This is a genomic window from Ruegeria sp. A5, assembly GCF_056543005.1.
In genome coordinates this window covers 303,824-325,922 of sequence record NZ_JBQGAV010000004.1, presented here as the reverse complement: position 1 = coordinate 325,922, position 22,099 = coordinate 303,824, and the positions used below count along the sequence as shown (strand labels likewise).

20 protein-coding genes are annotated in these 22,099 nt (G+C 60.1%); 3 read left to right on the top strand and 17 right to left on the bottom strand.

Going from position 1 to position 22,099, the window contains the following annotated elements; all coding sequences use genetic code 11:
* The first annotated feature begins 1 nt into the window (after position 1).
* Both ACR0AY_RS11870 and ACR0AY_RS11865 read left to right on the top strand, forming a co-directional pair.
* Entirely contained in the window at positions 2–1,213 is a 1,212-nt protein-coding gene (locus ACR0AY_RS11870; protein WP_170512243.1) for an ABC transporter permease, read from the top strand.
* A gap of 160 nt (positions 1,214–1,373) precedes the next feature.
* Positions 1,374–2,594: an aminopeptidase P family protein gene (locus ACR0AY_RS11865; RefSeq protein ID WP_170512245.1), complete on the top strand. Its 1,221-nt coding sequence runs from the start codon at positions 1,374–1,376 to the stop codon at positions 2,592–2,594.
* Positions 2,595–2,624: 30 nt separating this feature from the next.
* Here the strand turns inward: ACR0AY_RS11865 and speB are convergent, their stop codons facing one another.
* Positions 2,625–3,596, bottom strand: a complete 972-nt coding sequence (speB, locus tag ACR0AY_RS11860; RefSeq protein WP_170512247.1) for an agmatinase — start codon at positions 3,594–3,596, stop codon at positions 2,625–2,627.
* 191 nt (positions 3,597–3,787) lie between these two features.
* Here speB and ACR0AY_RS11855 point away from each other — a divergent pair, with 191 nt between their 5' ends.
* Positions 3,788–5,158: a DUF3179 domain-containing protein gene (locus ACR0AY_RS11855; protein ID WP_170512249.1), complete on the top strand. Its 1,371-nt coding sequence runs from the start codon at positions 3,788–3,790 to the stop codon at positions 5,156–5,158.
* Here the strand turns inward: ACR0AY_RS11855 and ACR0AY_RS11850 are convergent, their stop codons facing one another.
* The 16 genes from ACR0AY_RS11850 to ftsW all read right to left on the bottom strand — a co-directional run bounded on the left by ACR0AY_RS11850 (position 5,159) and on the right by ftsW (position 21,884).
* Positions 5,159–6,844, bottom strand: a complete 1,686-nt coding sequence (locus ACR0AY_RS11850; protein ID WP_170392011.1) for a chloride channel protein — start codon at positions 6,842–6,844, stop codon at positions 5,159–5,161.
* 92 nt (positions 6,845–6,936) lie between these two features.
* Positions 6,937–8,586, bottom strand: a complete 1,650-nt coding sequence (gene recN / locus ACR0AY_RS11845; RefSeq protein WP_170512251.1) for a DNA repair protein RecN — start codon at positions 8,584–8,586, stop codon at positions 6,937–6,939.
* 36 nt (positions 8,587–8,622) lie between these two features.
* On the bottom strand, positions 8,623–9,486 hold the full coding sequence (locus ACR0AY_RS11840; protein ID WP_170392015.1) for an outer membrane protein assembly factor BamD: 864 nt from the start codon (positions 9,484–9,486) through the stop codon (positions 8,623–8,625).
* Between the two features lie 126 nt (positions 9,487–9,612).
* Complete coding sequence (gene lpxC / locus ACR0AY_RS11835) at positions 9,613–10,533, bottom strand: UDP-3-O-acyl-N-acetylglucosamine deacetylase (protein ID WP_170512253.1); 921 nt, start codon at positions 10,531–10,533, stop codon at positions 9,613–9,615.
* Positions 10,534–10,747: 214 nt separating this feature from the next.
* A complete protein-coding gene (ftsZ, locus tag ACR0AY_RS11830; protein ID WP_170512255.1) occupies positions 10,748–12,349 on the bottom strand; it encodes a cell division protein FtsZ in 1,602 nt (533 codons plus the stop codon).
* A 348-nt stretch (positions 12,350–12,697) separates the two neighbouring features.
* Positions 12,698–13,117: a hypothetical protein gene (locus tag ACR0AY_RS11825; RefSeq protein WP_170392021.1), complete on the bottom strand. Its 420-nt coding sequence runs from the start codon at positions 13,115–13,117 to the stop codon at positions 12,698–12,700.
* Entirely contained in the window at positions 13,104–14,438 is a 1,335-nt protein-coding gene (gene ftsA, locus ACR0AY_RS11820; protein ID WP_170392023.1) for a cell division protein FtsA, read from the bottom strand. Before ftsA ends, ACR0AY_RS11825 begins: the two co-directional genes overlap by 14 nt.
* Positions 14,439–14,446: 8 nt before the next feature.
* Entirely contained in the window at positions 14,447–15,451 is a 1,005-nt protein-coding gene (locus tag ACR0AY_RS11815) for a cell division protein FtsQ/DivIB (protein ID WP_170512257.1), read from the bottom strand.
* Positions 15,439–16,356, bottom strand: a complete 918-nt coding sequence (locus ACR0AY_RS11810) for a D-alanine--D-alanine ligase (RefSeq protein WP_170512259.1) — start codon at positions 16,354–16,356, stop codon at positions 15,439–15,441. The genes ACR0AY_RS11815 and ACR0AY_RS11810 overlap by 13 nt, the downstream gene beginning before the upstream one ends.
* Before the next feature lie 108 nt (positions 16,357–16,464).
* Positions 16,465–17,391, bottom strand: coding sequence for a UDP-N-acetylmuramate dehydrogenase (gene murB / locus ACR0AY_RS11805; protein WP_170512260.1), 927 nt, complete (start codon positions 17,389–17,391; stop codon positions 16,465–16,467).
* Positions 17,388–17,681: a hypothetical protein gene (locus tag ACR0AY_RS11800; protein ID WP_170401372.1), complete on the bottom strand. Its 294-nt coding sequence runs from the start codon at positions 17,679–17,681 to the stop codon at positions 17,388–17,390. The genes murB and ACR0AY_RS11800 overlap by 4 nt, the downstream gene beginning before the upstream one ends.
* Before the next feature lie 23 nt (positions 17,682–17,704).
* Positions 17,705–17,971, bottom strand: a complete 267-nt coding sequence (locus ACR0AY_RS11795; RefSeq protein WP_170392032.1) for a DUF2484 family protein — start codon at positions 17,969–17,971, stop codon at positions 17,705–17,707.
* Positions 17,968–18,216, bottom strand: a complete 249-nt coding sequence (locus ACR0AY_RS11790; RefSeq protein ID WP_170512262.1) for a DUF2484 family protein — start codon at positions 18,214–18,216, stop codon at positions 17,968–17,970. Before ACR0AY_RS11790 ends, ACR0AY_RS11795 begins: the two co-directional genes overlap by 4 nt.
* Before the next feature lie 4 nt (positions 18,217–18,220).
* On the bottom strand, positions 18,221–19,627 hold the full coding sequence (murC, locus tag ACR0AY_RS11785; RefSeq protein WP_170594761.1) for a UDP-N-acetylmuramate--L-alanine ligase: 1,407 nt from the start codon (positions 19,625–19,627) through the stop codon (positions 18,221–18,223).
* Positions 19,624–20,721, bottom strand: a complete 1,098-nt coding sequence (locus ACR0AY_RS11780; RefSeq protein WP_170512266.1) for a UDP-N-acetylglucosamine--N-acetylmuramyl-(pentapeptide) pyrophosphoryl-undecaprenol N-acetylglucosamine transferase — start codon at positions 20,719–20,721, stop codon at positions 19,624–19,626. The genes murC and ACR0AY_RS11780 overlap by 4 nt, the downstream gene beginning before the upstream one ends.
* The gene (gene ftsW / locus ACR0AY_RS11775; RefSeq protein ID WP_170392040.1) at positions 20,721–21,884 is read right to left on the bottom strand and encodes a putative lipid II flippase FtsW; all 1,164 of its coding nucleotides are present in this window, start codon (positions 21,882–21,884) and stop codon (positions 20,721–20,723) included. The genes ACR0AY_RS11780 and ftsW overlap by 1 nt, the downstream gene beginning before the upstream one ends.
* Positions 21,885–22,099 lie beyond the last annotated feature (215 nt).

The following is a 22,099-nucleotide window of genomic DNA, read 5'->3' as shown; positions in this document are numbered from 1 at the left end:
CATGGCCGCACTTACTCCGATATCCCGCAAACCTTTGTCCATGGTCTTGCCAAGCGTTGCGCTGGCAGGCGCCTTCGCCGGTATCTTTGTCGGCGCGGGCAATGGCTCGGTCTTCCTCGGCATCATTGGCGGGGCAGCCTTGATCGCCGCTGTGGCCTGGGTCTACATCACGTTACTCAAGAACGAAAAGCTGGCACGATGGATCAATATTCTTGGCTTTGGCATCGTCGGTTTTCTATTCTCTGGCCCAATGGGCGGCGTTCTGGGCCTGTTGGGTGGATGGTTCTTCGTCTGGTTTATCTTTTGGCTGTACGAAGGTCGATATCGCCAAAAACTGTTGCCCTATCTGACCGCGAAACAAGTGTTCTATCACTACTTGTTCCGGGTGATCTGCGGCGCGATCTTCGTGTTCCTGATCACCCCGATCCTCGTGGTTTTGCCGCTTTCGTTCAACGCGCAGGACTTCTTTACCTTCACGCCAGAAATGCTGCGGCTCGACCCGGAAGGGTACTCGCTCAAGCACTACCGCGATTTCTTCACCAACAATGAATGGCAGCGCAGCTTCAAGAACTCACTCATCATTGCTCCAATTGCGACGATCATCTCGGTCTCGCTGGGCACGCTGGCGGCCATTGGCCTCAGCCAGAGCCACGTTCCAGGCCGCCGCGCCATCATGGGCATCCTGATCTCGCCAATGATCGTGCCGCTGATCATTTCAGCCACAGGCATGTTCTTCTTCTACAGCGATATCGGCCGCTTCATGGAGGGAACACTGGGCATGAACAAGAATTTTGTGGGCTATGTGAAAGTGATCCTCGCTCACGCCGTTCTGGGTATTCCATTCGTCATCATCACCGTGACCGCAACGCTAGTGGGCTTTGACCGCTCGCTGACGCGGGCGGCTGCGAATATGGGCGCGGGTCCGGTGCGGACATTCTTCAAGATTCAGATGCCCTTGATCCTGCCGGGTGTGATCTCAGGCGGCTTGTTTGCCTTCATCACCTCATTCGACGAGGTGGTCGTGGTACTGTTTGTCGGCTCGGCTAGCCAAAAAACGCTGCCATGGCAGATGTTCACCGGCCTGCGCGAACAGATCAGCCCGACCATTCTGGCGGTGGCCACGATCCTCGTGGTGATCTCGATTGCGCTGCTGACCACGGTCGAGCTGCTGCGCCGTCGGTCCGAGCGCCTGCGAGGCCTTTCCCCCGCTTGACGCAGGCCTAGGTCTGATCTAACGATTCACCTGTTCATCCCAGCCGCGATGGCGTCGCGGACGCACTGGGATGATCGGCTCTCGGACCCCGAGACCGCCTGTCCTGAACGCCGGGACAAGTGGCCGGGTTTGCCGCCCGGCAATGATGAGAGACCAAGTCATGACAGACACAACAAAACGCCCTGAATTCTTCACCTGCCACAATGGCGAAAAAGCGCCCCTGCCGTTCAGCAAGGGCGAATACGACCGCCGCCTTGGCGCCCTGCGCGCAATCATGGCCAAGCATGACATCCCCGCAGTCCTGCTGACCTCGATGCAGAACATCGCCTATTATTCCGGCTTTCTGTACTGCTCATTCGGCCGCCCCTACGGCTGCGTGGTAACACAGGACGCTTGCACCACTGTCTCGGCAAACATCGACGCGGGCCAACCGTGGCGGCGCTCGGTTGAGGACAACGTCATCTACACCGACTGGAAGCGCGACAATTACTGGCGCGCAGTGGCCAGCCTGATCGGCGGGGCCAAACGGATCGGGATCGAAGGCGACCACATGACACTGGCGGCGCGCAACACGGCGCTGGACATGCTGGGCGGACCGGAACTGATCGACATCGCGCCTGACACAATGTTTGCTCGCATGGTGAAATCCGCAGAAGAGATCGAGCTGATCAAAGGCGGCGCGCGCACCGCTGACGTGGGTGGGGCCGCCATTCACGCAACTATCCGTGAAGGCGCCACCGAGATCGAGATCGCCATGGCCGGACGCGACGCGATGGAAGAGGAAATCGCCCGCGCCTACCCGGATGCCGAATACCGCGACACATGGGTCTGGTTCCAGTCGGCGCTTAACACCGACGGCGCACATAACCCGGTGACTAAACGCGCGCTGCAAAAGGGCGATATCCTGTCGCTGAACACCTTCCCGATGATCTCGGGCTATTACACCGCGCTGGAACGCACCCTGTTCCTGGGCGAGCCCGACGCAGACAGCCTGCGCCTGTGGAAGGCCAACGTTGCCGCGCATGAGCTGGGCCTGAGCCTGATCAAACCCGGCGCGACCTGTTCGGGCATCACGGCTGAGATCAACCGCTTCTTCGCGGATGAGGGCCTGCTGCAATACCGTTCGTTCGGGTATGGCCATTCCTTTGGTATCCTCAGCCACTACTACGGGCGCGAGGCGGGTCTGGAGCTGCGCGAAGATATCGACACGGTGCTGGAACCCGGCATGGTCGTCTCGATCGAGCCGATGCTGTGGATCCCCGAAGGCCAGCCCGGCGCGGGCGGCTATCGTGAACACGATATCCTTGTGGTTGGTGAAGACGGGGCCGAGAACATCACCGGCTTCCCCTATGGTCCCGGCCACAACATCATCGATGCATGAAAAAACGGGTGGGGCGACAAGCCCCACCTTCTACCGCTGGGCTCGTTCGTAAAAGATGAAGCCCAGAAAGTTCAGCAATAGCTGCGCCGCCAGAACCTGGGTACTTTCCGTCGGGTCGTAAGCAGGCGCGACTTCGACCAGATCGATGCCCACAACATCCCCGCGTTTGGCCAGACCCTGTAGAATTTCCAGTACATCGTAGTAGAGAAACCCGCCATGGCTGGGCGTACCTGTGCCCGCCGCGATTGAAGGGCAAAAAGCGTCGATATCTATCGTTACGTAATAACGTGCCCCCTGCGGGATACGCGCCAGCACTGCCTCGGCCCCCAGTTTGCGCACCTGCCGCACCGACAGGATATCCGAGCCCCGCGCGCGGGCGTCCTCGTAGCCCTCTTTCGCAGTGGATGAGACATTGCGGATGCCCAACTGCGTCATGCCCGAGACATAGTCTTTCTCAATCGCCCGCCGCATCGGGTTTCCGTGCCCGGCGGTCACCCCGTGGCGTTCATCGACGAAATCCAGATGTGCGTCGATCTGCACCACATGGATCGGGCCGTTCCGCGCGCAATCCTCGGCAAAGGCGTTGATGCAGGGGATGTTGATCGAATGGTCCCCGCCAATTGTCACCGGCAAGGCCCCTGCTTTCAGGATCTTGCCCACCCCCAAGGCGATACTCGCATGACTCTCGTCGGTCTTGGTGTGGATGATATCTGCATCCCCCAGATCAACGATCCGCACAGAGCCATCCAGATAGGTTGCGTCATCTTCGTGATCATAAGCCCCGGCGTGGCCGAAACTGAACAGGGTCGAGGCTTCGCGCACGGCCCGAGGTCCAAACCGCGCCCCCGGTCGCCATTGGGTCCCGAAATCGAAGGGCGCGCCGAGAACGGCGATATCCGCCTCTATCTCATCCCAATTCTCAACATAGGGAGATTTGGCGAAGGTTGAGATGCCGACAAAAGGCAGGTTTAGTCGCCCCGCCTTATAACCATGGTCTTGCATGGGTATTTCCTTTTTCATTGCCACTGTCACGTTCGATGACATCAATCGCAGCAGCATCTTGTGCTCAGGATGGACCAATGTCGAGATGCCCGGCGTGCAGCTTCAGAATTTCTGAGCCACTCACGCGAGTGTTGCGTGTATGTGATCTGCTTTGCAGGCAAGATCGAATATGAACCCGATCGGAGAATGCCATGTCGATTCCACGTCGCAGCTTTGTCGGCCTGTTGGGGGCAAGCGCTGTAGCACCTCGCGCTCTTTGGGCGCAGGATGACCCTGTTTACGATGCCGTACGTTCAACTTTGTATGGCAGTCGGACCGATTTCGAAGCCGGGATGGCGTTCCTGACCGAGCGCGGCAACCCGGACGTTGTGCCCGCGCTTTTGACGGCGATGCGCTATGGTAGACGGCGAGAGCGAGACATTGCCAAAGTCATGGAAGCGTTGAGCGGCGCGCGCCACGGCACAGACTGGTTCGAATGGATGCTATGGCAAGAACGGAACGCTCAGATTGTACCTCATCCATCTTTGATACCGTTCAAACGCGAAGTTCTTTTGGGCATCGATCAGAACTTCGACGTTTTCCTGAAACCCGAATATTTGCAACGCGACAAGATGAAGATTCGGCTGGAAGAGATCAGTTGGGGTGGTGTGCTCAAGGACGGTATCCCTTCGCTGGACAATCCCAAGCTGATCCCGGCGGCGCGGGCGGACTACATGAAAGACGACGATCTGGTCTTTGGCGTCTCGATCAACGGCGATGTACGCGCTTATCCGCTGCGCATCATGGGCTGGCACGAGATGTTCAACGAGGTGATCGGAGGCGTTCCGGTAGCACTGGCCTATTGTACGCTGTGCGGATCGGGGATTTTGTTTGAAACGCAGGTCGAGGGGCGGCGGAAGCCGTTTGTATTTGGCTCGTCCGGGTTCCTGTATCGGTCGAACAAATTGATGTTCGACCGTGAGACGCATTCGTTATGGAACCAGTACACAGGTAAGCCCGTGGTCGGACCGCTGGTCAACAGTTGGATCGAGCTGAAGCAGCGTCCTGTGGTGATCACCCGCTGGGACAGCTGGAAGGCGTCGCATCCGGATACGCAGGTGCTGTCGCTCAGCACCGGTCATCGGCGCAACTATGGCTCGGGCGTTGTGTATCGCGATTACTTTGCCTCACCCGATCTGATGTTCCCGGCCTTGGTCGATCAAAGTCGGCATCGCCAGAAGGACTACGTGTTCGCCGTGCGCCAGTTCGGCGCGGCGCGGGCGTGGCCGTTGGACGCGTTCAAGGGCAAGCCGGTGATCAACGATGCGATTGGCGGGCGGGCACTGATGCTGATGGGCGACCCGGACAAGCGCAGCGTGCGCGCCTACGAGCGTGGGTCGCGCCAGTTCCGCGCGACCACCGATGGCGGGCTGCTGGACGAAACGGGCAACAAGTGGCGCGTCACCGAAGAGGCACTGATTGGCCCGGATGGCGCAGAGTTGCCGCGCGTCGCGGGACATATCTCGTATTGGTTTGCCTGGGACAATTATCTGGGCGACGCAGCCAGCGTTTACGGACGCTGATCAAGAATGTTCCTCGGCCGCTGTGGCGGCCAGCGCGCGGTTGTAAGCTTTCAGCGCGTCGATGTGATAGAGCGCGCCAACGGGGTTTTCACAGCCGTCCTTGTCGATGATCACCACCGGGATGCAAGGGATGTCATCGCGGTCGAAATATGGCATCGCGGCCTCAAGCGTGGCGCTGGCCTTGACGCATAGGCCTTGTTCGATCAATGCCTGCGCGTCTTCCTTGGAGATAGAACGCGCGTCCCCCAGCGGGCGCATTACTGCGCCTGCGCGCAGCATTGCCAGCAAGTAGGCCTGCGGCCCGGCGGCAAGGTGCACATTGCGTCGTTCCAGCTGGGTCAGGAAGAAGGACCGGTCCACAAGGCGCGAGGCCAGCGCAGTGGACATCGAGACCGAAACCATCACGGCGAGGCCGATCTGCCAGTCTCCGGTCAATTCAAACACGATGAGCGTGGTCGAGATTGGTGCGCCCAGCACCGCGGCAGCCACCGCGCCCATCCCGGCAAAGGCATAGAGCGTATGGGTGCCTGACACATCTGGCAGCAATCCGGTGGCGATCAGGCCGAAGGCCAACCCGGTCAGCGCTCCGATCATCAATGAAGGGGAAAACACACCACCACCCATGCGACCGCCCATGGTAATCGCCACTGCGACGGTTTTGATGACCGCGAACAGGATCGCGGTCGTCAGCACGAGGTCCCCGGTCAAGGCACGGATCGTGGTTTCGTATCCCACGCCGATGATGTGCGGAAACCAGACCGCCAACAGGCCGAGCATCGCGCCCGAAACACCGGGGCGCAGCCAGCGCGGCAGAGACAAGCGGTTTTGGATATGCGTGCCGATATCCTCGGCGAAGAAGATCGATCGCATCAGCAGCAGCGAGACCAGCCCGCAAATCAGGCCTAGGATCAGGAAGGCGGGCAGCTCGACATAGAATTGCAACGACCCGGGCGTATCCAGCGTGAATTCGGTCACGTCACCATAAGCCAGCCGGTTGATCACGGTCCCCGCGACCGAGGCGATGACAATGGGCGCAAAGGCATGAACGGCGAAGTGGCGCAGCACAACCTCAAGCGCAAACAAGGCCCCGGCGATGGGGGCGTTGAAACTGGCCGAAACAGCAGCGGCCACAGCACAACCCAATAGGTCGCGCCCGGTGATGCCGTCGGCGTGGATACGGTCGCTGACCCAAGTCGAGATGACCCCGGCCATATGCACAACAGGTCCTTCCCGCCCCGTGGATCCGCCAGAGCTGAGCGTGATCAGCGAAGCGAAAAAAGATGCGATACCGGCCTTCTTTTCGACCCGTCCATCAGTGATGGCCGCACCCTCGATCACATCAGCTACCGAACGCACACGGCCATCATCGGTGTACCTGTTCAGGATGATCCCGACGACCAACCCGCCGACCACAGGTGTAAGGAAAATCCAGAGCCAATGCAGCTTCTCAGCATGGCTGTGCAGGAACAGGATATCTTCGGTGTTGTAGAGATAAGCCTGCAACGACGAGATCGCCATCCGGAATCCCAGCGCCATGAAGCCTGCAGCGATCCCGATGACCAGAGCAATAAACCAGAACTGAATCTGGCTGGGGCCACGATGAAGCATTACCCGCCATGCATCCCGCAGCGCCGAGAGGGCTTGATTGAGCTGATTGCGCAGCACGGTGCGGGTCGATTGGGTCATTGGCCCTCGTTGGGGTGGTCGCCTGACCCTTAGTAAGCCACGCGCGCGCCTTAGAAAAGTCGGTTCACGACAAGATGCTCACAGAATGCGCGTCATGCATCCAACAGGGCACGGGCAGCGGCACGTGCCTCATCCGTAATGGTGTCGCCTGCGACCATCCGGGCGATTTCGTCGACGCGGTCGGGGTCGGCCAGCGGGATCACGGTGGACAGGGTCTGATCGCCGGTGACCTGTTTCTGCACCCGCCAGTGATGCGCCGCCCGTGCGGCCACTTGCGGCGAGTGGGTGACGACCAGCACCTGCCCGCCCTGCGCGAGTGCGGCCAGACGGCGGCCCACCGCGTCCGCCGTGGCACCGCCGACACCGCGGTCAATCTCGTCAAAGATCATCGTGCGGGCACTGTCTTCGCCCGTTAGGCAGACCTTAAGCGCCAGCAGAAAGCGGCTGAGTTCGCCGCCCGAGGCGATTTTGTTGAGCGGCCCTGACGGCGCCCCCGGGTTGGTGGCGACGGTGAAGGCCACCGCGTCGGTGCCTTCGGGGCCTGCGTCGGTCGCGGTGATCTCGGTCCGGAACACGGCGCGTTCCATTTTCAGGGGCGCGAGTTCAGCCATTACTGCGGTGTCCAACGCACTGGCGGCCTTACGGCGCGTTTCGCCGAGTGCGGTGGCCGCGTTGTCATACGCAGCTTGTGCCGCGTCCACAGCAGCGCGTTTGTTGCTGAGGTCGGCGTCACCTGCATCCAGCCGGTTCAGGCGGTCGCGCAAGGTATCGGCGAAGGTGCCCAGATCATCGGGGGCCACATCGTGTTTCCGTGCCAGCGCGCGAATGGCAAAGAGGCGTTCCTCGGCCTGTTCCAGTTCCGCTGGGTTAAAATCGAGCGCTTGCAGACAGGCGTTGACCCCATCCTGCGCCTCGCCCAGTTCGATCAGGGCGCGACCCAGCGCTGCAATGGGGCCTTCCAACTGGCCACCCGCATTGTCCGACACGCCTTCCAGCCAGCGCACGGCATCGGCCATCGCGCCCTCGGCCCCGTCGCCGTCCAGCAAGGCAAAGGCACGGGCCACGTCATCGCGAATCCGCTCGGCCCCTTGCATCATGCGGCGGCGGGCGTCGAGATCTGCATCCTCGCCCGGCTGCGGGTCAAGCTGATCCAACTCGGCAACGGAATGACGCAGGAACTCTTCTTCGGCACGCATAGCCTCCAGCGCTGCCTCAGTCTGCGCCAGAGCTTTGCGGGCGATGGACATCTGGCCCCATGCGGCACGCACGGCGGCCAACTGATCCCCTGCCCCGGCATAGGCATCCAGCATTGCGCGATGCCCGCGTGGATTCAGCAGGCCTCGGTCATCATGTTGGCCGTGCAGTTCGATCAGAGTATCCGACAGCGCCCGTAACACTTCGCCCGAACAACGGCGGTCATTGACCCATGCAGTCTTACGTCCCTCGGCGGTGTTGACGCGGCGCAGGATCAGCTCCTCGCCACCGGGCAGACCCGCCTCGGCCAGAATCGAATGGGCAGGGTGATCGTCAGGCAGTTCAAACTCGGCCACAACTTCGCCCTGCGCGGCCCCCTGACGAACCAGCTCGGCGCGCCCGCGCCAGCCCAGCACAAAGCCCAGCGAATCCAGCAAGATCGACTTGCCCGCGCCGGTTTCACCGGTCAAAGCATTCAAGCCCGGCTGAAACGTCAGCTCCAGCCGGTCGATGATCAGCATGTCGCGGATATCAAGGGCGCGCAGCATCGGGTCTTTAGCGTCCCAAGCCTTTAGCCATGGCCGTTACAACCACTCACCCTTGACGGTCTGGCGATAGATCGTGCTGAGCCAATTGTTACCTCGGCTCTTTAGATCGAGACCACGCGACGTCAGCAACGTGTACCCCGCGTCGTACCATTCTGAGGACTGATAGTTGTAACCCAGAATCGCACCCGCGGTCTGCGCCTCGTCCACCAGTCCCAGCGCCAGATACGCCTCGATCAGGCGATAGAGCGCCTCGGCGGTATGAGATGTGGTCTGAAAATCCTCGACCACCACGCGGAATCGGTTGATCGCCGCAGTGAAGTGATCCTGACGCAGATAATAGCGCCCGATCTCCATCTCTTTGCCAGCCAGATGGTCGAAGGCAAGGTCGAATTTCAGTACGGCAGATGTGGCATACTCACTGTCTGGGTAGACTTCGATCACCGTGCGCAGCGCCTGCAGAGCCTGAAAGGTCAGCCCCTGATCACGACCCACTTCGTCGATCTGATCATAGTAGCTGAGCGCCAGAAGATACTGGGCATAGGCGGCGTCTTCGTCAGTGGGATAGAAATCGATATAGCGCTGCGCGGCGGCGCGGCTTTCTTCATAGTTCTGGTCCGAATGGAATGAGAACGCCTGCATGATCAGCGCACGTTTCGCCCAATCGGAATAAGGATAAAGCCGCTCTACTTCAGAGAAATACCAAGCCGCGTCGTCCGAGCGATTCTGCGACAGCTCGTATTCACCGCGGGTGTAAATCTGTTCAGGCGTGAAACCTTCGAGGTTTTGGCTGCGGTCTGCCCCACGGTTACCAAACAGACCTCCGGCATTGCCACATGCCGTCAAAGTTGCTGCCAGAAGAAGCGCACCTGCGATTCTGACTGCCGCTTTGCTGCCAACCATTCCGCCCATCCTTGTCGTCTACTTAGCGGGAATTACCCCTGATCGGGCCTCGGTCTAGCACATAAAATTCCAGTGCAAAACGCCTTATCCACCCTCATGGCGCAAATGTCGTCAGAGTTGATCAGATCACGCAACCTGCGGGATTTCGCTTCGCACAAGGCCCTGGCCGGGCAGACGCGCGGCTTGTTCAGGGGTACAAAGGATCGGACGCACAGCGCCCGGTGTTTCGAACAGTTTGCGCAGCAATGTGTTGGTCATCGAATGCCCCGACTTCTCGCCGACAAAGCGCCCCAGAATCGGACCGCCTGCAAGATAGAGATCACCCAGAGCGTCCAGCATTTTGTGGCGCACCGCTTCATCCGTGTGACGGAAGCCACCCGGGGTCAGGACTTCGTCGCCCTGTACGACTACGGCATTGTCCAACGTGCCGCCCAAAGCCAATCCGTTTTCACGCATCGCTTCAACATCTGTGCGGCGGCAAAACGTGCGACTGTCGCAGAGTTCACGCGCAAACGAACCATTGCGCATGTCCAAAACTTTTGTCTGGCTTCCAATGGCGTCATCTTCGAAATCAATGTGGAACTCGATCTCCAGACCTTCCGCAGGCGCGATAGATGCCTTTGCGCCCTCGCGTTCAACAGAGACGGGTTGAAGCACCTCATAAGCTAGTACCGGACTAGCCTGACGACGAACGCCCTTGGCCATGATGCCCTGAACAAAGGCCACGGATGAGCCATCCATGATCGGGACTTCGGGACCATCGATTTCAATCAGTGCATTATGCACACCACATCCGGCAAGTGCCGCCATGATGTGTTCCACAGTCGATACCGACACATTCGCATCGTTAACCAATCGTGTGCAAAGAGGCGTCCGCTCAACAACGTCATAGATTGCGGGGATCAACGCATTGCCCAGCTCGATATCAGTCCGTTTGAACCAGATTCCATGACCTGCCGCTGCAGGCTTCAGAACCATCGTCGCAGGCTTGCCGCTATGCAGCCCAGTGCCCACAAACGTGACTGAAGATTTGAGCGTATGTTGCAATGTGAGCCTCGGTGAGTTGTGTCCAGCCTATCAGGGGCTGTGTTGCACCCTCAACTAAGGAAGGGGGCGTTGAGGCTCAACTCACCTTTTGCAACCGAATGAAACATGAATGTGACACATCGGCAAATCCCTGCTTACACCAGCTCAACACCTTGTGTTTCCACAAAAAAGGGCCGCGCGATGGCGGCCCTTCGGGATGATTTTGTTACCGCGATCAGTTGGCCTGACGCCGTAGGAAGGCGGGAATTTCGATGCGCTCCTGATCAGGATCGGCTTCATCCTGAACAGGTGCCGTTGCGTCAACCGACCGCATCGCAGGCTGTTGGCGTACCGGTTGAGCGGGCGTATCGGCCGCATGGCCGGTCATCCGGTCAATCAATCGGTTGAAGCCAAAACGCGGGCGATCCTCGGTCGCTTGCTGCGGCTGAGGGGCCGGTTCGCGAGGTGCCTCAGGCGTCGGACGCAGCCGGTTCGAAGGTACTTTCTGAACTGCGGCCTGCAACCGCTGCATCGCTTCCGGAGACGGTGTACCGGGGGTCTGGGCACGCGGTGCGTCGTAGGAGTCGACTGTCTCTTCGACTTCGGGTTGCGGTTCGAACTGCGCAACCTGAGGCTGATAGGCGGGCGGAGGCAGCCCGTCATCGTCCTGCTCGGCAGCGGGTTGTTCGTCTTGCCAGCCTTCATTGAACTCGACATCTTCGATGGACTCGAAGAGCGTGGGTGCAATGTTGTCCTCAGCCGGGGCCTCATCTGCAGCGATTTGTTCAGGCGTGGAGTCTTCTGCCGAAACCGTGCGTGTCAGCGGAGCCGACATCGAACGGCGGGCGACCGGTACATCTTCGGTTTTCTCGCTGGCATCGATACCGGTGGCAACGACTGAAACGCGCATGCCGCCTTCCATTTCGGTGTCCAGGGTCGAACCGACAATGATATTGGCCTCCGGGTCCACTTCCTCGCGGATGCGGTTGGCGGCCTCGTCCAGTTCGAACAAGGTCAGATCGTGCGCACCGGTGATGTTGATTAGCACACCCTTGGCACCCTTGAGGCTGATTTCGTCCAACAGCGGGTTGGCAATGGCCTTCTCGGCTGCCTGAATGGCGCGATCTTCACCGGTCGCTTCGCCTGTGCCCATCATCGCCTTGCCCATCTCGTCCATCACGGCACGAACGTCGGCGAAGTCGAGGTTGATCAGACCCGGTCGCACCATCAGGTCGGTTACGCCTTTGACGCCCTGATACAGGACATCGTCGGCCATCGAGAACGCCTCGGTAAACGTGGTCTTTTCGTTGGCCAGACGGAACAGGTTCTGGTTCGGAATGATGATCAGCGTGTCAACGACTTTCTGCAGCGCATCAACGCCGTCTTCGGCCTGACGCATACGCTTGGCGCCTTCGAACTGGAAGGGCTTGGTGACAACGCCAACGGTCAGGACACCCAGCTCCCGCGCTGCCTGCGCGATGATCGGGGCTGCGCCGGTGCCTGTGCCGCCACCCATGCCGGCGGTGATAAAGCACATATGCGCACCCGCTAGGTGATCGACGATCTGTTCGATGCTTTCTTCAGCTGCTGCAGCACCCACGGTCGGACGCGCACCTGCACCTAACCCTTCGGTGACTTTGACGCCCAGCTGCACCCGCGCCGACGAACGGCTTTGCTGCAGCGCCTGTGCGTCTGTGTTGGCGACGACAAATTCTACGCCGTCCAACTGTTTTTCAATCATGTTGTCGACAGCATTGCCCCCAGCGCCGCCAACGCCAAATACGGTAATCCGAGGCTTGAGTTCGTCGTGCCCGGGCATCGAAAGATTTAATGTCATGCTCTGTCCGCCTGTTTTTTATGTTGCCGCAAAATGCGGTTTTTCTGACCTATCCACAGTCGATTTTACTGTGTCATTTCGGAAACGTCACCAGAAAAATCGCACGAATCCACAAAATATGGAGGAAATAAGGCAGCAAACAGCGGCATTTCGCTGTTACCGCGACATGTTGCGGCGAAGGACTCATGCGCTACTACACACGGAAAGACCCCGCCCACCTTGAGGGGGGTGTAAAACTTTTAGTCACTCGTTTGGTCGCGGAAAACTGCTCAATGTCCTGCCGCTGGGCCTCTGCCGGGCCTTGAGCCTTATTTTGCGGCAATTTGGCAGTTGCCGCAACTGATTTCTTTAGCCTACCGGGGCACTTGGGCAATTCAGGCCATCTTCAGAGATGCTACGGACCTCTTGCATTTCGCTGCCGACGAAGCGCGCCAGCCGCACCATCAACCGGTCATTGTACAGGTAGGGCCACCAGCAGACTGGCAGGCCATCGGGCGCATCATCGTACAGAAAACAGATCTGGCCATTTGGCGTGGTGATCTGGCCATAGACACAGCCCCGCCCCTCCATCCGCCAGACCGAGAGAGTCGGGCTGAGAAATTCCTCAGTTCCGACCAACATACCGCTTCGGATTTCATGGAAGGTGATCGTTTTGCCAACGACTGCGCTCAGAAACGCCTCTGGCGTAATCAGGGTTTGAGCCGGGGCCGCAGCGGGTCCAAGGGCCGCGCCAACGGCTGCACCACGCAGGGCATTACCAATTGTCACGGAACCAGCGCACGGCGCGCTTGAACGGGCGCGCGGCATAGGTGTCGACCGGGATCTCAAAATCCCACCATTCGTCCTGAGGATGCGCCGCAAACAGGCTAAGCCCCACTGCCGAAGAAAAACCGGGCCCGGTCGCGGATTGCGGCAGGCCATGAACACGCAGCGGGCGGCCCAAACGAACACGCTGACCCAGAATCCGGCTGGCAAGCCCGTCTAGCCCCATGATCTGGCTGCCACCACCAGTCAGAACGATCTGCTGGCTTGGCAGGTGGTCGAAACCGGCAGCGTCCAGACGAGTACGCACCTCTTCGAGAATCTCCTCGACGCGGGGGCGCATGATGCCGATCAACTCGGCACGGCTGACGGTACGGCGGTCATGCTCCCAATCGCCAGTATCGCCACCGATGTCGATCAGGTCGCGATCATCGGCTCCGGTCGCGTGAACGCCGCCGTTAAAGGTCTTGATCCGTTCGGCCACCGCTGCGGGCACGCCGAGGCCCATCGAAATGTCGCTGGTCACGTGATCCCCGCCCATGCGCACGCAATCGGCATAGATCATGTGTTTCTTCATGAAGATCGAGATGCTGGTGGTGCCGCCGCCCAGATCGATACAGGCCGCGCCCAACTCCTGTTCGTCCTCGACCAATGCGGAAATGCCCGAGACATAGGCTGAGTTCGCAATCCCTGCCAGCTCCAGATCGCAGCGCTTGATGCAGCGGACGATGTTCTGGATCGCCACCGCATCGACGGTGAGCATGTGCATATCCACTGCAAGGCTCTGCCCCAACTGTCCACGCGGATCGATTAGTCCCGAGCGGTTGTCGAGCGCGAAATTCACCGGTTGCGCATGCAGTACCTCGCGCCCTTCGCCGTAATCGGGCACGTCGCAGGCGTTCAGGACACGACCGACCTCGGCTTCGGTAACCAATTGGCCTTCCAGATCAACCTGCGCATCCAGCCCGTAGGAACGCGGGTTCGCCCCTGAGAAGGATGCAATCACGTGATCGACGCGGATATCGGCCATCTTCTGCGCCGCCTGCAGCGCGGTGCGGATGGCGCGCTCGGTTTCCTGCATCGCGGTAACCTCGCCGAACTGCACCCCGCGCGAACGGGTGGTCGCAGCGCCAATGACCCGGAAACCGGTTTGTCCGGCCATCGAGCCGATCGAGTTATCCTCGGACAACCGCCCCGTCCCGTCGAAGCGCAATACAAGGCAAGCGATTTTGGAGCTGCCGACATCCAGGATAGCAACTACACCGCGTTGCATTGCCTGTCGGCGCATCTGCCGCATAGCCCTTTGGGACTGATAAAGATCGGTCATCATGGTCGTTACTGCCCGCTACTCACATCTACTTTTGTGTTCCACCAGTCTTCGCTGGCCGTTTTGTTCATTCGGATGGTCGGTCGCTGCCCCAGTCGCATGTCGACCACGGCCACGTCACGTTCCAGAAGGTCCTGAACCTCGTTCACCGCCAACACGCGTTCCAGCGCGCGCGCCGGACGTTCGGTCGGCAACATGATGCGCTGGTTTCGATCCAGCACCAGATCCCAGCGCCGTTCGCCAACGCGCACCAAACCGCGCACGCGTTCGCCCAAGCTGCGGGCTGTGGTCAGGATTTGCAGCGCCTCGGGGACATGTTTGTTCGCGCCCTTCCCTGCGATCAGTGGCAGGGCTGCGTGATCAGCGCGTGCTGAAACACGGTCAACATGAGCTCCGGTTTCATCCAATAGCTCGATCCCGTCTCGGGTGCGCCAGACGATGACCGGCTGGCGTTCGACCACATCAACCTGAAGAATCCCGCCAGGGCGAATGCGTACGGTTGCCGATTTCACCGGGTCAAGCCCGGTGATGGTGTCGCGGATCAACTCCACATCCAGATCCCACGAGCTGAGCGGGAAATCGAGCGGCACGATCTCGCGGATATCCTCAGACAGTGCGGTTCCTGCCCCGTCGATGGCCATCAAGTTGACCATGAATTCGGGGCGCTCCTGGATCGAGGTCTTGATGTCGGCGATATAGGTGCTGACCGCCTCACGACGTTCTTCGGCGGCAAAGAAGCCACCCACCAAACCAAAGACGGCCAGAACCGGCAGGCCAATTTTTAGCCCGCGCCGGATGCCGGGGGTGAGCATCCAGCGCTGAAAGCGGTAGCTGAGGCGCGAGGGCGCGGGGTCCGCGTTGCGCGCGCGGCCAAAAAGACGCGCCCCGCGCAAATGCAGCTTAGGTTCGGTTTTGGGCTCGGGCCTTGGCGCGGCGTTGAAATCGGCATCCGGCCCCGCCAACGGTTTGGTCCGGTGGATCACCGGCGCGCGGGTGGCGGTCAGCGGTCGCATGAGGCATCCTCCACCATCCAGGCGCAGAGCTGGCCGAAACTGATGCCAAGATGCTCGGCCTGTTCGGGCACCAGCGAAGTCGGCGTCATGCCGGGCTGGGTGTTGGTTTCCAGCAGGAACAGCCCGTCGGCACCCTTGCTGTCATCCCAGCGGTAATCGGTGCGGGACACGCCGCGACACCCCAGCGCAATATGCGCCTTAACCGCATAGTCCATGCAGCGGTCAAAGATATCCTGCGGGATCTCGGCGGGCAGCACATGCCACGAGCCGCCGGGCTTGTACTTGGCATCATAATCGTACCAACCGCCATCGGTCATGATCTCGGTCACCGTCAGGGCGCGATCGCCCATCACGGTCACGGTCAGTTCACGGCCCGCGACGTATTTCTCGACCATCACCTGATCAGGCATCGCCTCGTCCAGTTGCGGCGGGCCGTTGGCATTTTCATGCACGATATAGATGCCGACGCTGGAACCTTCGTTGTTGGGCTTGGCCACATAGGGCGGCTCCATCACATGGACCTCGACCACCTCGACCTTGGGAACGATCAGGCTGGGTAAGATAGGTAATCCTTCGGCGGCGTAGACCTCTTTGCTGCGTTGCTTGTCCATCGCAAGGGCCGAAGCCAGCACACCGGAATGCGTGTAAGGAATGCGCATCCATTCCAGTAGCCCCTGCACACAGCCATCCTCGCCCCAGCGTCCATGCAGGGCGTTGAACACCACATCGGGTTTGATATCGGTAAGGCGAGCAGCAAGGTCCGGACCTGCGTCCAGTTCGACCACTTCAAAGCCTTCTCCCACAAGAGCGGCTGCGCATTCGCGCCCAGAGCTGAGAGACACCTCGCGTTCCGCCGAGGGGCCACCCATCAATACCGCCACTTTGAGGTTTGTCCTGCTCGACATACCCAATGTGCGCCTCAATGTCCCCGGACCTTATGTGGTGGTCCGTACTGCGTTTATGCCTTTGATCCGTCGTCCTAATTTGCCTGTTATGGTCTGACGGTCGGGGCTTTATTCTTCCAGCGGATCACCGACCCGCATGATTTCCCACTCTAGCGTGATGCCGCTTGTTTCGTAAACCTTTTTTCGCACCTCTTCGCCCAGACCTTCGAGGTCTGCGGCGGTGGCGTCGCCTGTATTGATCATGAAATTCGAGTGTTTGGGACTCATCTGCGCGCCACCTTTTGTGGCCCCGCGCATACCCGCGTCATCGATCACTTTCCACGCCTTGAGGTCATGCACATCGTCCGCGCGCCCAGTCGACGAGAACCCAGCTGGATTACGGAAGGTCGACCCGGCGCTGCGGTCCTTGGTGGGTTGAGTTTCGTCGCGCTTTTTTAGCTGCGCCTCCATGCGAGCGTGCAGCTCAGCTGGATCGCCCGTGGGGCCTTGAAACGTCGCCGAGATCAGCACCGCGCCTTCGGGCAGGTCGGACTGGCGATAGCGGAAGCTGAGGTCTTGCGGGGTCAGGTCCACGATCTCTCCGGCGCGGGTGACCACGGTAGCCTTTTGCAGCACATCCGCCGTATAGCTGCCGTAACAGCCCGCGTTCATGCGCACGGCCCCGCCGATCGAGCCTGGTATCGTGCGCAGGAAAGTCAGGTCCACACCTCCATCCGCTGCTTTACGCGCCACATGCGCATCCAGCGCGGCGGCACCCGCGCTGACGGTATTGCCGTCGACCGAGATGCCATTGAACCCGCGCCCCAATCGGATCACCACCGCCCGCAGACCACCATCACGGACGATCAGATTGGATCCGACACCCATAGGAAAGATGGGAACATCCGCAGGCAGATCACGCAGAAACGACTGAAGGTCTTGGGTATCGGCGGGTTGAAACAGATAATCCGCAGGTCCGCCGACGCGCAGCCAGGTGAGTTCGGAAAGAGAGCGCGCCGCGGACAAGCGGCCACGGACGTCGGGCAGTTCGCTCATGCGCCTTCCCGCGATGCAAGGCTGCGCCCGCCTACTCCACCCATGATCACCGCAAACAGGAAGGGCAGGACCGCACCGGTCAGCCAGACGAAGGGTCCGAACGCCTGTTCTTCTTCTCCTGTCCCGACACCGGCCAGCACTATGATCAGTACCAGACCAAGGGCCGAGGTCAGCCCGATCAGCCACAGCAGTGCCTTGAGGCCGATCCAGCGCGCGGCGACAAAACCCGCAAGCGTCCCGAGGATCAGGGTAATCAGCGGCAAATAGGCGAAAGTGGCGATGTCGACCATGGGGGCCTCCTGAAAATGGCCAGTTACTTGTTCGCCGCCTTCATGCCCTGCATTTTCGCCTTTGTCCAACGGGTGAGGTAAATCACCGGCCAACGCAGAACTGACATACCTGCCGCCAGAACCAGCAGCCCGATCCATGGACCATTTTCATAGGTGACATAGCCTAGGATGGGGACGCCAACGGCGATCAGGAAATAGGCGCGCCGCCAATGGTTGTCCTTGCTGGGCAACATCGCCAACACGTTGGCGACAACACCCCACAGACCGGCAAGCGCAATCGACCAGTTCATTCCGACACCTCTTTACCCGTCCACTTGCGCCAGTAGTAGCGGATCGGGTTGCGGTACATCGAAACAAAACCGCCAGCAGCCAGGATTCCGACGAACCAGCCATAGTCTAAACTCAGCCACAGAATCAGAGCAGGCGCGCTGGCAAACAGTACAACACCCGGCGGGAATTGCAGGTGCATCGGCAGCATCGCCACAATGGTGGAAGCGAAGACCCAGACGCAGGCGAGTATGAGCGATAGCGCCACGAGGTTAGCTCGCTTTGGCGATTAACCGGTCAGGCAAACCGTTGGCCCAGGTACTGATCGTACCTGCGCCGAGGCAGACAACCATATCGCCCGGGCGGGCCTGTTCACGGACAAGGCGGGCCAGGTCTTCTTCGTTCAAGATCGCGCGCGCGTGGCGGTGGCCGTGGCGGATCAGGCCCTGCACAAGATCGTCACGGCTGGCACCTTCGATCGGATCTTCGCCTGCAGCAAAGACCTCCGCAATAGCGACCACGTCGGCGTCGTTGAAGCAGGTGCAGAAATCGTCGAACAGGTCGGACAGGCGGGAGTAGCGGTGCGGCTGGTGGACTGCGATGACGCGGCCCTCGGTGGCCTGACGTGCGGCCTTGAGAACGGCGGCGATTTCGACCGGATGGTGGCCGTAATCGTCGATGATGGTGACGCCGTCAATTTCTCCAACCTTCGTGAAACGGCGGTTGACGCCGCCGAAATTGGCCAGCGCGTCGCGGATTTCACTGGCCTTCATGCCCAGATGACGGGCCACGGCCACGGCGCTCAGCGCGTTAGAGACATTGTGGTCGCCGGGCATTGGCAAGGTGCAACCTTCGATCACCTTGTCTTCATGGCGTAGGTGGATGTCGAAATGGGCGACGCCACCCTTATAGGTCAGGTTTTCGGCCCGCACATCGGCCTGTGCGTTGAATCCATAGGTGCGCACACGACGGTCCGAGATGCGGCCGACCAGAGCCTGCACCTCGGCATGATCTGTGCAGCAGACGGCCAGGCCATAAAACGGCAGGTTCGAGACGAACTCGTAAAACCCGTCTCGCAGCTTATCGAAATCGCCCCAATGCTCCATGTGTTCAGGGTCGATATTGGTGACGATGGCTATGGTTGCAGGTAGGCGATTGAATGAGCCGTCGCTCTCATCCGCTTCAACCACCATCCATTCACCCTGCCCCATGCGGGCGTTGCTGCCATAGGCGTGGATGATGCCGCCATTGATGACAGTGGGGTCGAAATCGCCGGCAACCATCAGTTCGGCCATCATTGTGGTCGTGGTCGTTTTTCCGTGGGTTCCGGCGATGGCAATATTCGAGCGCAGCCGCATCAGTTCGGCCAGCATATCGGCGCGGCGGACAACCGGCAGGCCCTGCGCGCGTGCTTCGTCCAGTTCCGGGTTCCCCGGTTTGATCGCGGTCGATACCACGACCACGGCGGCATTCTGCAAGTTCTCGGCACGCTGGCCTTCGAAAATCTCAGCACCCAGCCCAGCCAGCCGGTCAGTAATCTTCGAGGTTTTCAGGTCCGAACCTTGTACCTGGTAGCCAAGATTCAAAAGCACCTCTGCGATACCCGACATCCCGATCCCACCGATGCCCACGAAGTGGATCGGTCCAACGTCCTGCGGCAGTTTGGTTGCTGGATTCATGAGGTCTCCTTCTGCGCCAGTTGCTCGACAAGGGCGACCAGACGCTCGGTGGCGTCCGGTGCCCCGACCGATAGCGCGGCATGGGCCATTTGCTGTGCGGCTTCGGGGTTGGTGAGAACCGTGGTCATTTGCTGTGTCAGCGCGGGAACGTCAAGGGCGTTTTCGGGGATCATGATCGCACCGCCTGCCTGAACCAATCCACGCGCATTGGCTGTTTGATGATCTCCGGCAGCCGTGGCAAGCGGGATCAAAATCGACGGGCGGCCAATCACGGAAATGTCGGCGATACTGGAGGCACCTGACCGGCTGACAACCAGCTGCGCGTCGGACATACGGCGAGGTACGTCGTCAAAGAAAGGCTGTACATCGGCGCGTATGCCGTGATCGGCGTAAAAGGCCTTGACCCGTTCACCATCCTCATCGCGGGCCTGATGCGAGACGCGGATATACCCGCGCAGATATTCAGGCAGCGCAGCGATGGCCCCCGGCACCACGTCACTGAGGATACGTGCGCCCTGAGAGCCGCCCATCACCAGGACGGACATCGGGTACTCCCCAGGCGGGATATAGGGGGCAGCAGCGCGTTCAAGAACGGAGGCGCGAACCGGGTTACCAGTGTGTATGCCCTTGGACCCTTCAGGCAAATCGGTGGGCCAGACACCACAGGCCACTTGAGCCACACGGGTGGCAAACAGTTGGTTTACCCGGCCCAGAACGCCATTTTGTTCATGGATCATACGCGGCAGCTTCAGCAGGATGGCCGCGCCCAGCGCCGGTATCGACGGATAGCCGCCAAAGCCCACCACCACATTCGGCTTGTCACGCATCATCTGCACAGCCATGCCAGTGACTCCAGCAGCAATCTTGGGTCCAACCAACATCTTGGCCGCTAATCCGCCTCGGGCGAAGGTGGCCGAGGATGCCTCGACAATCTCGACGTCTGCGGGGAACGCGCCGGTATAGTGCGCTCCGCGCGGGTCGGTGGACAGGCGCACACGCCAGCCTTTCTGTAGCATCGCCTCGGCCAACGCCTGCGCGGGGAACATGTGGCCCCCGGTGCCACCTGCTGCGATTAGTAGATAAGGTTTGCCCATCAGCCTCGTCCGCGCAGAATGTCGCCCAGCTCGCCCTGCGGGCGGGTTCGGGTGAAGGCCAGCAACATGCCAACCGCGATGCCGCCTGCAATCAGGGACGATCCGCCATAACTGACAAAGGGCAGCGTCATGCCCTTGGCGGGCAGAAGTCTCACGGCGACGCCCATGTTGATCATAGCCTGCACGCCAAACATGCAGGCCAGACCAGTGCCAGCCAGACGGATGAACATGTCGCGTTCGCGCATCAGCCGCAGCAGTGAACGCACAACGATCAGCGAGTACAGCGCGATGATAATCAGCACCAGAATCAGCCCGTATTCTTCGGCCGCGACCGCGATGATGAAATCCGTATGCGCATCAGGCAGAGACCACTTGACCTGCCCCTCACCCACGCCGACGCCGAACAGACCGCCTTCGCGGATAGCATTGGTGGCATACCCAAGCTGGGTGGTCGGATCGAGTTCCTGATTAAGGAAACCATCGATACGACGGGCAAAGTGCTCGGAATTGGAATAGGCAAACATGCCGCCCAGAACGACCGCCCCGGCCATGCCGACCAGCAATAGCATCGGGGCTCCGGCAACAAAATACATCACACCCCAACCAAAAAGGATAAGGCAGGCCTGCCCGAAATCGGGCTGCATCACCAGCATTGCCACGATGGACATACACAGTGCAAAGGACCACAACCGCCCCGGCGGGCCGTTGATTTCCTGTGATGCGGCCAACAGCCATGCGGCCACCACGACAAAACCGGGCTTGAGGAACTCGGATGGCTGCAACGAGGCAAAACCCAGCGAATACCAGCGCACCGCGCCTTTGCCAAAGTCTGTACCGAAGACCGGCAGGAAGGCCAGCGCCACGAACGAGGCCAGAAAGCCCAGAATCGCCAGCCGCCGCACCAGTGTCGGCGACATCATTGAGGTCAGCAGCATCGCGACCAGCGCCAGCCCGCCAAAGATCGCCTGACGTTCTACATAGTGGAAAGGATCGAACCCGTTACGCCCCGCCAGTGGCGGCGACGAGGCCAGCCCAAGCAAAAGCCCGATGACAAACAGGATCAGAACGCAGGACATCGTCCAGCGATCAATCGTTCGCCACCACTTCGGAAGAATCGGTTCTCCGCGCTGGTCCTGGACCGCGCCATACACCATCTCAGTCATGAGATACCGCCACTATCTGCCTCGTTAACGTCCCGTTTTCGGGATCTGATTGAGAGTCTACAGGGATTTTTACATTTGGGCTAGCAGAATGACAGGCAGAACTGGAATTCCGGAACGATGAGCCGCCGTTGACAAACGCGCATGCATTCAAGCAGCGCATGCTGCCTGTTCTGATCGACGGCCCGTTGAGGCTCGGTTTGAGTTCATCCAAATAT

Excerpts from the sequence above, each read along its gene's own strand:
- ftsW (WP_170392040.1), bottom strand. The coding sequence starts at position 21,884 with ATGACTGAGATGGTGTATGGCGCGGTCCAGGACCAGCGCGGAGAACCG.
- ftsA (WP_170392023.1), bottom strand. The coding sequence starts at position 14,438 with ATGACCGATCTTTATCAGTCCCAAAGGGCTATGCGGCAGATGCGCCGA.
- ACR0AY_RS11795 (WP_170392032.1), bottom strand. The coding sequence starts at position 17,971 with ATGAACTGGTCGATTGCGCTTGCCGGTCTGTGGGGTGTTGTCGCCAAC.
- ACR0AY_RS11800 (WP_170401372.1), bottom strand. The coding sequence starts at position 17,681 with ATGGTCGACATCGCCACTTTCGCCTATTTGCCGCTGATTACCCTGATC.
- ACR0AY_RS11780 (WP_170512266.1), bottom strand. The coding sequence starts at position 20,721 with ATGGGCAAACCTTATCTACTAATCGCAGCAGGTGGCACCGGGGGCCAC.
- ACR0AY_RS11870 (WP_170512243.1), top strand. The coding sequence starts at position 2 with ATGGCCGCACTTACTCCGATATCCCGCAAACCTTTGTCCATGGTCTTG.
- ACR0AY_RS11855 (WP_170512249.1), top strand. The coding sequence starts at position 3,788 with ATGTCGATTCCACGTCGCAGCTTTGTCGGCCTGTTGGGGGCAAGCGCT.
- ftsZ (WP_170512255.1), bottom strand. The coding sequence starts at position 12,349 with ATGACATTAAATCTTTCGATGCCCGGGCACGACGAACTCAAGCCTCGG.
- murC (WP_170594761.1), bottom strand. The coding sequence starts at position 19,627 with ATGAATCCAGCAACCAAACTGCCGCAGGACGTTGGACCGATCCACTTC.
- ACR0AY_RS11850 (WP_170392011.1), bottom strand. The coding sequence starts at position 6,844 with ATGACCCAATCGACCCGCACCGTGCTGCGCAATCAGCTCAATCAAGCC.
- murB (WP_170512260.1), bottom strand. The coding sequence starts at position 17,391 with ATGAGCGAACTGCCCGACGTCCGTGGCCGCTTGTCCGCGGCGCGCTCT.
- recN (WP_170512251.1), bottom strand. The coding sequence starts at position 8,586 with ATGCTGCGCGCCCTTGATATCCGCGACATGCTGATCATCGACCGGCTG.
- ACR0AY_RS11815 (WP_170512257.1), bottom strand. The coding sequence starts at position 15,451 with ATGCGACCGCTGACCGCCACCCGCGCGCCGGTGATCCACCGGACCAAA.
- speB (WP_170512247.1), bottom strand. The coding sequence starts at position 3,596 with ATGCAAGACCATGGTTATAAGGCGGGGCGACTAAACCTGCCTTTTGTC.
- ACR0AY_RS11865 (WP_170512245.1), top strand. The coding sequence starts at position 1,374 with ATGACAGACACAACAAAACGCCCTGAATTCTTCACCTGCCACAATGGC.
- ACR0AY_RS11840 (WP_170392015.1), bottom strand. The coding sequence starts at position 9,486 with ATGGTTGGCAGCAAAGCGGCAGTCAGAATCGCAGGTGCGCTTCTTCTG.
- ACR0AY_RS11810 (WP_170512259.1), bottom strand. The coding sequence starts at position 16,356 with ATGTCGAGCAGGACAAACCTCAAAGTGGCGGTATTGATGGGTGGCCCC.